Annotated in this window: 11 protein-coding genes; 8 read left to right on the top strand and 3 right to left on the bottom strand. The window is 58.1% G+C overall.

Going from position 1 to position 11,271, the window contains the following annotated elements; genetic code table 11:
* Positions 1-99 precede the first annotated feature (99 nt).
* Positions 100-618 carry a peptide deformylase gene (gene def, locus B060_RS0115285; protein WP_018082670.1) on the bottom strand — a complete coding sequence of 173 codons (519 nt, stop codon included), beginning with the start codon at positions 616-618 and terminating at the stop codon, positions 100-102.
* 17 nt (positions 619-635) lie between these two features.
* The gene (locus tag B060_RS26200) at positions 636-1,217 is read right to left on the bottom strand and encodes a TetR/AcrR family transcriptional regulator (RefSeq protein ID WP_018082671.1); all 582 of its coding nucleotides are present in this window, start codon (positions 1,215-1,217) and stop codon (positions 636-638) included.
* Positions 1,218-1,646: 429 nt separating this feature from the next.
* On the opposite strand from B060_RS26200, the gene B060_RS24770 reads away from it, so the two are divergent.
* Genes B060_RS24770 through B060_RS24775 form a run of 4 tightly spaced genes read left to right on the top strand, consistent with a single transcriptional unit; the run spans position 1,647 to position 6,333 of the window.
* Positions 1,647-3,761, top strand: a complete 2,115-nt coding sequence (locus tag B060_RS24770) for a TonB-dependent siderophore receptor (protein WP_018082672.1) — start codon at positions 1,647-1,649, stop codon at positions 3,759-3,761.
* Positions 3,762-3,766: 5 nt separating this feature from the next.
* Complete coding sequence (locus tag B060_RS0115300; protein ID WP_018082673.1) at positions 3,767-5,131, top strand: MFS transporter; 1,365 nt, start codon at positions 3,767-3,769, stop codon at positions 5,129-5,131.
* Positions 5,132-5,134: 3 nt separating this feature from the next.
* Positions 5,135-5,794: a glutathione S-transferase family protein gene (locus B060_RS0115305; RefSeq protein ID WP_018082674.1), complete on the top strand. Its 660-nt coding sequence runs from the start codon at positions 5,135-5,137 to the stop codon at positions 5,792-5,794.
* On the top strand, positions 5,794-6,333 hold the full coding sequence (locus tag B060_RS24775) for a peptidylprolyl isomerase (RefSeq protein ID WP_018082675.1): 540 nt from the start codon (positions 5,794-5,796) through the stop codon (positions 6,331-6,333). Before B060_RS0115305 ends, B060_RS24775 begins: the two co-directional genes overlap by 1 nt.
* 154 nt (positions 6,334-6,487) lie before the next feature.
* Here the strand turns inward: B060_RS24775 and B060_RS0115315 are convergent, their stop codons facing one another.
* Positions 6,488-7,393, bottom strand: a complete 906-nt coding sequence (locus tag B060_RS0115315) for a LysR substrate-binding domain-containing protein (protein ID WP_035423274.1) — start codon at positions 7,391-7,393, stop codon at positions 6,488-6,490.
* A gap of 439 nt (positions 7,394-7,832) precedes the next feature.
* Here B060_RS0115315 and B060_RS24780 point away from each other — a divergent pair, with 439 nt between their 5' ends.
* From B060_RS24780 to B060_RS0115340, 4 genes are all read left to right on the top strand, one after another.
* Positions 7,833-8,783 carry a LysR substrate-binding domain-containing protein gene (locus tag B060_RS24780; RefSeq protein ID WP_018082678.1) on the top strand — a complete coding sequence of 317 codons (951 nt, stop codon included), beginning with the start codon at positions 7,833-7,835 and terminating at the stop codon, positions 8,781-8,783.
* Between the two features lie 195 nt (positions 8,784-8,978).
* A complete protein-coding gene (locus B060_RS0115330; RefSeq protein ID WP_018082679.1) occupies positions 8,979-10,241 on the top strand; it encodes an OmpP1/FadL family transporter in 1,263 nt (420 codons plus the stop codon).
* A gap of 12 nt (positions 10,242-10,253) precedes the next feature.
* Complete coding sequence (locus B060_RS0115335; RefSeq protein ID WP_018082680.1) at positions 10,254-10,676, top strand: YeeE/YedE family protein; 423 nt, start codon at positions 10,254-10,256, stop codon at positions 10,674-10,676.
* Positions 10,673-11,095 (top strand): DUF6691 family protein, encoded by a 423-nt coding sequence (locus B060_RS0115340; RefSeq protein ID WP_018082681.1) that lies wholly within the window; start codon positions 10,673-10,675, stop codon positions 11,093-11,095. The genes B060_RS0115335 and B060_RS0115340 overlap by 4 nt, the downstream gene beginning before the upstream one ends.
* The last annotated feature ends 176 nt before the right edge of the window (positions 11,096-11,271 follow it).

Raw genomic sequence — 11,271 nt, forward strand, 5'->3', positions numbered from 1 at the left:
TAATATTCCGAGCTTAGATGATACAGCTAGACGGCCTATCCTTTTAAATTGACAACATGCCAGCGACTGCCGCCGGCGGCTATCCAGGATTGCGCTGTGTCAAAGGCCATCCGGGAAGAGGGCTTCTATAAAGCCAAACTTGGTCAAGTCCTGGATACGCTGAGGGTAAAGAACACCATTCAGATGATCAAACTCATGCTGGAACACACGCGCATGAAAACCATGCGCTTCGCGCTCCAGCGGGCTGCCGTCCTCAAGTGTGCCGCCATAACGAATATGGGTCGCGCGTGGCACCCACCCGCGCATGCCCGGTACAGACAGGCATCCCTCCCAACCATCCTCGGTCGCGTCTGTCAGAGTTTCAAGCCACGGGTTGAGGATGGTCGTAACCGGAACCGGCTTTTCGTCCGGATATCGCGGATTGGCATCGAAACCAAAAATCATCAATCTCAAATCGACGCCAATTTGCGGTGCGGCCAGACCGACACCGTCCGCAGAGTGCATGGTCTCATACATGTCAGCGATGATCACCTGCAAGGCGGGATCGTGGATGTCTTCGATCGGTTGGGCGACACGCAGGAGGCGGGCATCACCCATTTTCAGTATGTCACGGATCATGATCGTACTCTCAAGACTTAAGGAGCCGGCGGCGTTGCATCAAGCTTGCCCAGCGCCAACGCCATCAGCATGACGAATTTCTGAAACACCTCTTCCGTCAGTTGCTGGTCATTGACGATTTCTTCCAGGCACAGTCCGCGAATAAAACACCCGATCATATACTCCGTCAGTCGGGGCGTAGGGTCATGCGCGAGGTAGGACATCGGCTCTTGTGCGTCGCTTTGCGGCGTCGACTCGGGCAGATAATCTTCAAGCCGTTCGTCGAAGCGTTGACGCAAGGCCTTGTCGGTGCGCGCCGCGATCATGAATTCAATATTGGCCGGAAAGTCCTGCCGGTAATTCTCCCAGACCAGCCGAAGGTGCTGCTCCAGTTCGTCGTCCCGGCCTTTCAACTTGTCCGCCATGGCGTTCGTACGCAGAATACGGCGACTGATCAGGAAGGCGGCGGCTTCGGCGAACAGGTCGACCTTAGTTGGAAAGTGATGGACGAGGGCGCCACGCGAGACGCCGGCGCGTTTGACCACATCCTGGGTGGATGTCCCCGCATAGCCGTCTTCTGCCAGTCCCTCCAGAGCCGCCCTGAGCAGCCGGTCCTTCATATCAGCTGTGCGTTCTTCCTGCGTTCGTCTCGGCGTTCCGGCTGAGGAGAGGGGCATGTATCACCTGTAGAATTGAGCCGTCACGAAGCGGTCTGGATCATGTCATCGGGCTTTCCGGGGGGGAAAACAAGTCTTCATGTCACGAGTCGTTTCGATAAAACCATGGCAGGACCGATATCCTTCACTCAACACCTTTACAAACATACAGGCCTGACTGTATCATTATGATCACAGCAAGGGGAATTTCGTATACCGTACGCCGCAAGGCGTTTGCCGGAAAATCTATAAATAACACTAACTTAGTGCAGTATTGTTATTTAGCTAATGAAACGAGATATAAAATCTAACTTGAACGTTTTTCTTGTTCTGTGATGACGGCCTCAGTCAGCGATTTTCGCTCAAACACATTCTGCATCTGAGAGGTTTTAAATGAAGCGTAGTCTCTTCACCACGACGGCGAGCCTGCTGGTTCTGGCGGCTGTATCTGTCGCTCCGGTTCATGCCTATGCGGCCACCAGCGATGCGGCCGTGTCCAATAGCGACGAACAGATCGAGACGGTAACGGTCAAGGGCCTGCGTCGGACGGCCATTCCGACCACCGGCGCGCTCGGGACGCGCTCCGCGCTTGACACGCCGTTTGGCCTGTCGGTCATCGACGCTGATGCACTTCTGGATCGTCAGGTCAACTCTCTGGGTCAGGTGTTTGCCGATGACCCGTCCGTCAACGCGGCAGGCAACTCGTACACCTTCCACAGCAACCATATCAATGTCCGTGGCCTGCAGCTCGATGAGTCCAACGGCTTCAAGATCAACAATCTGCCCATCTACTCGTTTAGCATCGAACTGCCACTGGAAGTCTTCCAGCAGGTTGAACTTCTGAAGGGCGCGACCGGCTTCCAGTACGGCTTTGGCTCGCCAGGCGGCATCGTCAACTACGTCACCAAGAAGCCGACCGACAAGACAACCGCTACGTTTGACGTCGGTTACCATGGCGGCAGCCTTATCGAAGCACATGCCGATGTCGGCGGGCGTCTGGGCGCCAATGATGTGTTTGGCTATCGCATCAACGCCGTGGCCGAAAGCGGCGACGCCTATAATGGCGCCGAGATTCACAGGAACGCCCTGACGGGGTCGTTTGACGCGCGTCTGACGCCTGACCTGCTCTGGACGGCCGACCTGATCTACCAGGAGCGTGACACCAGCGGACAGGTCCAGGGCTTTGGCACGGCCTTCTATACCGGCACCGAAATCATCCCGACAGTCGACGGCGGTCGTGAACTCCCGGCCTCCGATGGCACCTTCTTCAACACGAAGTTCGCGCTCGCCAGCACGGGCCTCAAATGGCAGATCAACGAGACCTGGAAGGCCAAGTTTGACGTGTCGGTCACTGACCGGTTAGCGCGCTTCGCCGCCGACTGGTTCTATCCGGTCGATGCCTCGGGCGACACGGTCGATTACCTCAATGCCAGCCGCTCCGAAAACAAGGTGGATCTGTTCCAGGCCCTGGCCGAAGGTGATGTCACGACGGGTTCGCTTAAGCACCACCTGGTGTTTGGCGCCAGCTATCAGAAGCAGGAAAACTACGCCAACGCCAATCAGGTCTGGGGCTATCTCGGCAATCTCAACCTCTATGGCAATACCCGCCTGACCTGGGACAAGTCCAACACCTACGCGCCTTATCATTCAGCGGACTTCATCCAGACGGCGATCTTCGCCAGCGACAGCATCGATTTGACCACGAAGCTCCAAGTGCTGGCCGGGTTGCGCTACACGGATTACGAACAGACGAGCTTCACGCGCACCGGGGCTCAGGCCTCAAAATATAACCAGTCGCCGATCACCCCGACCCTGGCGCTGCTCTATAAGCCGGTCCCGGATGCCACCCTCTATGCGTCTTATGTTGAAGCGCTGGAACAGGGCAGCGTCGTCGGCGCATCCTACGCCAACGCCGATCAGGTTCTGGAGCCGCTGCGCAGCAAGCAGTACGAAATCGGCGCGAAATACAAGTCCAAGGCCTGGGGTGGAAACGCGGCCCTGTTCCGTGTCGAGCGCGGCGCCGAGTATGGAAATGCCAGTAACGTTTTCGTCCAGAACGGCGAAATCCGTTACGAAGGCCTTGAGGTCAACGGTTATGTATCGCTTACCGAATCCTTGCGTCTGTCCGGTGGCGTGACGGCCCTCGACACCGCCTATCAAAAGGGCGATCCCGCACTTGATGGTAACCGTGCCGCCGGCGCACCACGCACCCAGGCCGTGGCCAACCTGGATTACCGCGTTAATGCGGTGCCTGGCCTCAGCCTGAACATCGGCGCACGCGCCAACAGCAACGAGGCCATCGATGAAACCAATAGCCTCTTCCTGCCCGGCTACACGGTATTCAATGCCGGCGGACGCTACACGACTGAAATCTCAGGCCGTCCGGTGACCTTCCGTCTGCAGGTGGAAAACCTGGGCGACAAGCAGTTCTGGTACTACGTCCAGCCCGGTTATTTCTATGCTGGCGCGCCGCTCAACGCGTCGTTCAACATTCAAGTCGGCTTCTAAGCCAAATGGCGATTTCCTCTAGGAAACCTCTGTCGACGGTCGCAAAGAAATCCATCTACGCGGCCGTCAACATCCCCTTCATGATCATGCAGGCCCCCGCCTTCATGATCTTGCCGGCACTCTACATCAAGCACGCGGGCCTGGAACTGGTGCTTGTCGGCGCCATCCTCACGACCTTACGTGTGCTCGATGCGGTGCTCGATCCGGTCATTGGTTTTCTATCTGACCGGACGCGCTCGCGTCTGGGCCGGCGCAAACCCTGGATACTGGTGGGCGCCGTCCTCGGAGGCGCCGGAACCCTAGCGGCCTTCCAGCCGCAATATTCCACCGGCTACGTCTATTTCACCCTGGCTTTCTTTCTGATGAGCCTGGGATGGACCTTGCAGGAAATCGCGCATTCTGCCTGGCTCAGCGAACTCTCCGAAGATCCCGGCGAACGCCATAGCCTCTCCACCTGGCGTTACAATGCGGGCATGCTGGCGACAGCCATGGTGCCCCTGATCCCGCTCACGGGCGTGTTCAAGACGACCGAGATGACGCCTCAGGTCATGTCCGTCGCCGCCTGGCTGGTCGTGATCTTTCTTGTCCTGACTATCCCGCCCATGTTGCTCTTGCCAAACGGCAATACCCATAGCGCGGACGTGCGCAAGGTGCCGGCCAAGACGGTCCTTCGGGACATGTTCCGCAATAAGCCGTTTCTCCTGTTCGTCGCCATTTTTACGGCGCAGGGCCTCTCGTCGGGCATGGTCTCGGGGCTCTATTACTTCTATCTCGACACCTATCTCGGCATAAGCGGCCAGTATTCCTACGTCATGCTGTCGGTCTACGTTCTGTTCGTGGTTGGCGCCGTTCTCTGGCTCTATCTGGCGCGGTGGATCGACAAGCACCTGATCATCGGCATTTGCATCCTGCTGACGGCCGTGACGAATCTGGGCATGTATGTCATCGTGCCGGGGCCCTACGCCTTCTGGCAATTGTTCGGTTTCTTTTCTCTGGCGGCAATAGCGACCGCCGGCGCCATGGCTGCCCAAAACGCCATGCTGTCGGATATCGTCGATTTTGGCACCTTACAGAGCGGTGAGAGCCACTCCGGCAATTACTTTGCCGCCTTGACCTTCATCAATAAGTTCAACCTCGCCGCCGGCAGCGGGATCGCCTTCGTTATCGCCGGATTGTTCGGCTTCTCGGTCAAGGGCGCCAATGGTCCTGTCGCCATGGCAGGCTTCTTCCTGGCCATCATCTGGATACCGCTCGCGCTGAATGTGCTCGCCGGCCTTCTGTGCTGGAAATATCCGCTCAATCGGAAGCGCCTGGAGGACATTCGCCGGCAACTCCAATCGCAAACCCTACCCCCTGAAGAATTGAGATAAACTGTGCCTGTCATCGAGATTTTCACCAAGCCTGGCTGCGGCTGGGCCGAGCGCAACTTCGCCGCGCTGGAGCTTAAGAAGCAAGCCTATAGCATTGTTCCCTCCTGTGATCGGTCGGGGCAAAAAACGGAAGAGTTCCTGTCGCTGTCACCCTATGCACGGACGCCGACGGTGCGCATCGATGGCTTCGTCGTCTACGAGTCGGCGGTCATCAATGACTATTTCGACGACATAGTGCCTGAGACGCCGCTGCGCCCCGTCGATCCCCAGGCGCGCATCGCCAATCGTTTGTGGGTGCGCCATTGCGACCGTGAACTCATCCCGCTTCTCAGTGCCTTTGCGCCAGGCCGCGATGTTGAAAAAAAAGCTACCGCGCATGAAAGCCTGAAGGCCGGACTTGAGCAGGTGGTGTATTGGGGGCTCATTCACCGGCCCGGCCCGTACTGGGACGGTGAGGCCATCGGCCTTGTCGACCTCGCCTATCACACTTTTTTTGGCGCGCTCGAGCGGATCAATGCCGACTGGCAGGCTCAGATTGAGCTTCCGGAACCTATCGGTCAGTGGGCCGGCCGTATTGCTGCGCATCCGGCTGTCCAACATGCCCGCGGCGTAGGCCAGCAGGTGACCTATGCCGATGACATCGCCGCTAAAGGAGCCGCCTGATGATCCCTGTCCGTATTGAAACCCCCTATGGCAACATCGACCTCGACCTCGACGATGTGCACGCACCGATCACCACGGCCAATTTCCTGAACCTGATCGATAACAACACGCTGGAAGGGGCCGATTTCTACAGGATCGTGATCTCCAGCCAGACCTATGGCGAACTTCCGACCATCGACGTGATCCAGGGCGGTATCGGCTGGACGCGCTGCAAGGATGTGCCACCGATCGCGCATGAACCGACCACCCTCACGGGGCTGCGCCACATCGATGGGACCATCTCCATGGGGCGCACGGCCGAGTTTGGCGCCAGCAGCGAGTTCTTTATCTGCATAGGCGAACAGCGAAAGCTTGACGCTGGTGTGATTGAAGGCCCCGGCGCGGCCGGTTTCTCCGCCTTCGGTCAGGTAACCTCAGGCATGGATGTCGTGAAAACCATCCAGCAACTGCCAACCCTTCACGAGTCACCCACGGGTGAGGAACGGTTCAACGACCAGTTCCTTATCGAAGCGGTACCACTGAAGGTACGGCGCCTGTGAGCGAAGACCTGGGCTCATGACATTCCGGCCACACCGCGCCAGAAGGCCCATGTCCAGGACAGTAAACGACCAGCTTGGCTAGCCGTACCGAAAGATACGAATACGAAGTCCAGAATGCCTGAAGCCCATGGCATTATCTCCTCAGGTCGTCTGCCTAGACGGGCTCGCCGGTATTGGCTGCGAAGCGATCCTGAAGCCACTGAGCGAACTGTTGTGCCGGTTGAGTTAGGCGATTGAAATTGCGCACAACCATATAATAGGCGCCGTTCGGTACCGACAATTCGAAGGCAGGAACCAGGCCGCCCGTGCGGATTTCGTCAGAGACCAGTATCTTGTCCAGAAGGGCGATCCCCTGACCGCGTATTGCGGCTTGCATGACAAGCCCCCCGTCAGGCAGGACAGGGCCGCGCGTGGTTTGCGGAAGCGCCAGTCCAGCCAGCATGAACCATTCCGTCCAGGCGTTCCTGTTTTCCTCATGCAGCAAGACATGATTGAACAGGTCACCCGGGGTTACGAGTTCAGGGCCGCTATCCCTTAAACCGGGAGCGATCACCGGAAGCATGTCGACCTGGGCGAGTAATCGGCTGTCCGTTCGGGGCCACGCGTGATGCGTCCGGCTGTATCGAATGGCGATCTCGACATCTTGGCTGCGAAACTCGACCAGCCGCGGATCGGAATCAACGGCAATATCGACAAGGGGATAATCGTTCTGAAAATCCGGAAGGTGAGGGATGAGCCAGCATGCCGCAAATGAGGGCTCTACTGATATTCGCAAAACTTGCAGCGGCTGTTCGTTCCGCAGGATTTTGAGGCTGGCATCGATATCGTCGAATGACTGTGTCAGGACGGTTAAAAGCCGGGCGCCTTCAGGCGTAAGAACAACGCGCCTGTGGCGGCGTTCGAAGAGCGCCTGCCCCAACTCAATCTCGAGGTCACGTATCTGACGGCTGATCGCGGCCTGCGAAACGCAAAGCTCGTCAGCCGCAGACGTGAAGCTGCTAAGCCGGCCTGCGGCTTCAAAACTTCGCAACGCAGTCAATGGCAGGCGCCCTCGTTTCATTCATAACCTCAAGTCATGTGAACGCGACCATAAGCTCGTTTGAGTGGCGGCGGCAAGTCAGGAATATTGGCGTATCAATGAGATGGAAGGAGAGCCGCCATGTGGGCCAAGATCGTCGAGACATTGGTTGATGTCGTCCTCATTATAACGTCGCAAAGGCGTTGAACGCGGTGGGATGCCAGTCCGATTAAGGGGTGTCTCTCTGATCGACCGTGTCGGCCGAAGTCGGGACCACCGGTTTGTCCGTCAACAAGCCGAAGGACAGACGCACGAGCAGGGCGTAAAATCCACTTGTAAAAGCACTGTGGTGCTGAGCCCACTCCGCGGATAGGAAGTCGTCTTTCATCTTGATCTCCTTCAAGTATAACGGACATAATGCGTTTGGTATCCCTCTACGTCCAATCAGGACCAGCGCACGATTCATAAGTGAGACTGTTGTATGGCAACGCGTCGCCTCCCCCCGCTCCTGGCCGTTAGAGCGTTCGAAGCGGCCGCACGTCTGGGCAGTTTGACGCGTGCGGCAGATGAACTCGGCATAACCCAATCGGGCATCAGCTATCAGGTCCGGCTCCTCGAAGGCCTGGTTCAAGGGCCGCTGTTTTCAAAAAGTGGTCGCGGCATTGTTCTGACGCCTTTGGGTGAGCGTCTCGCGCCTTCAATGACGCTTGCCCTCGATTCTATCGCGAAGGCTTTTGCGGAGATCCGACCAGCCGAGGGGGATGTGTTGACGGTCGCGTGTACGCAGACCTTTGGTGCGAACTGGCTGGCTTTGCGTATCGGCCGTTTCCAGCTCTTGCATCCCTGGCTGGCGGTCAGGGTGGTGGCCAATGACCAGATGGCCGATCTTGAGGCCGGTGAGGCCGATGTAGCCCTGCGGAATACCTCGTCACCATGGCCCGGACTGGCGTCGGATTTTTTGATGCGGTATCCTATCCTTCCGATAGCTTCCCCCGAATTTCTGCGAAGATACGCAACGGTGGACACACCTGACGATGTTTTAAAGCTGCCCCGGACGACCTCAGACGATCCGTGGTGGGCTGTGTGGCACGAGGCGGTGACAGGCCAGGTGACCAGTCAGACCGCGAAGGGGCAACTTAGATTCGACAGTCAGCTTCTTGACGGCAATGCGGCAGTCGCCGGTCACGGGGTCGCGATGGTGAACCCGCTCTTATGGCAAAGGGACATAGAAGAGGGGCGCCTGATACCGGTTATCAAAGGATGGGCCAAGGCGAAGAGCGATTTTTGGTTCTGCTGCCTGGAGCGACGCAAGGGCGAACGAAAAATCCGAATATTCCGGGAGTGGATGAAGGTGGAAATCTCGTCCTCGATCGCAGAGCTATCTGCCCGCTTCGAAGGGTTGGCGCAAGACATCGCCACTTACCATAAATAGGGTCCGCGAGCCTATAGGTGCCTGATCTAGACGCTGCGTTCCCCCCTTCAGTCGCTACGGCGGTCAGGAACCAGCAGCGCGGCGTGGGAACTCGCCAATTTAGATTTTACCGCGTTTGGCATTACCAAATGTCGTTTGTGAAATGAATTCTAAAGTGTAGGAAATTCATTCTTTCTAACGGGCAAGGGGTTGCATATGTCAAAGTTCAAAGCGTCCATGGTGGCGACGGTTACGATGGTCGCGGCTGCGGGGCTGGCGTCGGGCGCACACGCGACCGATGGCTACTTCGCTCATGGCATTGGTGCCAAGGCGAAGGGCGCGGGCGGTACCGAAATCGCCCATGCGCAGGATTCACTGGCTATTGCCGCCAATCCGGCCTCAGCCGTCGACCTGGGGAATCGCCTTGACGCCGGTCTGGAGGTCTTTTCACCCGACCGTTCAGCGGTCATCCATGGCAATGGCATGGCGGCAGATGCAAGGTACGACGGCAATGACAGCAAGCTGTTTGCCGTTCCGGAATTTGGTCTCGTGCGGCAGATCAACGGTCGCAGCGCCTGGGGCGTGGCGGTCTATGGTAATGGTGGCATGAATACTGATTATGCCGTCAACCCCTTTGGCCGCTTCGGCGCCACCCGTTCAGCCGGGGTCAATCTGGAGCAACTGTTCATTTCCCCAACCTATGCCTACCGGTTGACCGAGCGTCAGAGTGTCGGCGTCTCGCTTGATATCCTCGTGCAGGCGTTTTACGCCAAGGGCCTTTCGCCCTTTGCCAGCGCTTCGCAGGACCCGGCCAATTTTAGCAATCGCTCCAAGGATACGGTACTCGGAAGTGGCGTGCGCATCGGTTATCTCGCGCATATCACCGATAAGCTGGCTTTTGGCGCGTCATGGAAGTCGCGCACCAAGGCGGGCGACTTTAAAAAATACTCCGGTCTGTTCGCCGAAGGCGGCAGTTTTGATTCCCCCTCCACATACGGCGTGGGTCTCAGTTATCAGGCAACGGCCCCGCTCAACCTGGCCTTCGATGTCCGCAAGATTAACTACTCTGAGGTCAAATCTGTTGGTAATCCGCTCTCCCAGCTCTTCCTGGGCGCCCCGTTTGGCTCTGATAACGGTCCAGGCTTCGGGTGGCGCGACGTGACGACCTACAAGGTGGGGGCAAACTATGCTATTTCACCTCGCCTGACGGTACGCGGCGGTTATAGTCATTCGGATCAGCCGATCGCCGCCAGCGAAACCTTTCTGAATATACTGGCGCCGGCGACGGTTCAGGATCAATATACGACCGGCGCTACCTGGGCGCTGACCTCGGATCTCGAACTGACGGGCTACGTGCTGGTCGCCCCGAAAAAGACGGTCAAGGGCGCCGGTTCTATTCCCGCGTCGTTTGGCGGTGGCGAGGCGGATATCAGCCTGGCAGAGACCGCCGTCGGCGTCTCCGTAGGTTGGCGCCATTAAGGGAGAGGCCTCGTGGCTTTTGACACATCGGCAGCCCTTTATGCGCTGGAGGGCGGCGCACTGATCGGTCTCGCTGCGGGCGGGTTATACCTGACCACCGGTCGTATCGCCGGTATCAGCGGCATCTTCGGCGATAGCTTTCTGCGCACACCGCAAGCGTGGCGGTGGCTGTTCGTCGCGGGGCTTGTGCTGGCGGGACTGGGGGCGCGTCTGTTGCGTTATCCGCTCCCTGAGGCCATCGGCAGTCCGACGGGGCTGCTTGTCATCTCCGGCCTGTTGGTTGGATTTGGCACGCGCCTTGGCAATGGTTGTACGAGCGGACACGGTGTGTGTGGCCTGGCGCGATTGTCCGTACGGTCACTTGTGGCTGTGGTGATCTTTATGGCGACGGCAGGTCTGACGGTATGGATCGTACGCCATGGAGGTGGCGCATGAAAGCTTTAGCGCCTCTCCTGGCCTTGGTGTTTGGCGGGCTGTTCGGTATCGGCCTGATTGGGTCAGGCATGATCGACACGAACAATGTCAAGGGCTTCCTTGATATCGCGGGCGAGTGGCGGCCCGCCCTGGCCTTTGTCATGGGTGGCGCCGTGATTGTGGCTCTGCCGCTTTTCTGGTGGACGCGGCGCCGGACTCGTCCCCTGGTTGGCGACACGCTTGAAGCGCCGCCGGCAAAGCCAGATCTCCGCCTGGGCGCCGGGGCCGCGATCTTTGGTGTTGGCTGGGGGTTGAGCGGTATATGTCCGGGGCCAGCGATCGTCTGGTTAGGCTTTGATCCTCTCGCCATCCTGCCGTTCATCGGCGCTGTTCTTGTCGGGGCCTTCATCGCCGACACCCTTTTTAGGCCAAAGGCCTAGATCGCTTTTTAGTCAAGGCGCGTACGAGGGTGAGGGGGCGCACGGCCTGCCTCTAAATAAAATCTAATTGGTGTTAATTTAGATTAGTTTTTCTTGCCGGAGCCGCGATCTTTTCTCGTTATGCGTCTTTCGGCTCGCTTTATATAAAGCGGGAGAGTTGAAGAGAAAGCGCGCGT

The organism is Asticcacaulis benevestitus DSM 16100 = ATCC BAA-896, assembly GCF_000376105.1.
Taxonomy (GTDB): domain Bacteria; phylum Pseudomonadota; class Alphaproteobacteria; order Caulobacterales; family Caulobacteraceae; genus Asticcacaulis; species Asticcacaulis benevestitus.

What these genes read in the sequence shown, in the direction of transcription:
- def (WP_018082670.1), bottom strand. Translation starts at nt 618, where the DNA reads ATGATCCGTGACATACTGAAAATGGGTGATGCCCGCCTCCTGCGTGTC.
- B060_RS26200 (WP_018082671.1), bottom strand. Translation starts at nt 1,217, where the DNA reads ATGAAGGACCGGCTGCTCAGGGCGGCTCTGGAGGGACTGGCAGAAGAC.
- B060_RS24770 (WP_018082672.1), top strand. Translation starts at nt 1,647, where the DNA reads ATGAAGCGTAGTCTCTTCACCACGACGGCGAGCCTGCTGGTTCTGGCG.
- B060_RS0115300 (WP_018082673.1), top strand. Translation starts at nt 3,767, where the DNA reads ATGGCGATTTCCTCTAGGAAACCTCTGTCGACGGTCGCAAAGAAATCC.
- B060_RS24775 (WP_018082675.1), top strand. Translation starts at nt 5,794, where the DNA reads ATGATCCCTGTCCGTATTGAAACCCCCTATGGCAACATCGACCTCGAC.
- B060_RS0115315 (WP_035423274.1), bottom strand. Translation starts at nt 7,393, where the DNA reads ATGAAACGAGGGCGCCTGCCATTGACTGCGTTGCGAAGTTTTGAAGCC.
- B060_RS24780 (WP_018082678.1), top strand. Translation starts at nt 7,833, where the DNA reads ATGGCAACGCGTCGCCTCCCCCCGCTCCTGGCCGTTAGAGCGTTCGAA.
- B060_RS0115330 (WP_018082679.1), top strand. Translation starts at nt 8,979, where the DNA reads ATGTCAAAGTTCAAAGCGTCCATGGTGGCGACGGTTACGATGGTCGCG.
- B060_RS0115340 (WP_018082681.1), top strand. Translation starts at nt 10,673, where the DNA reads ATGAAAGCTTTAGCGCCTCTCCTGGCCTTGGTGTTTGGCGGGCTGTTC.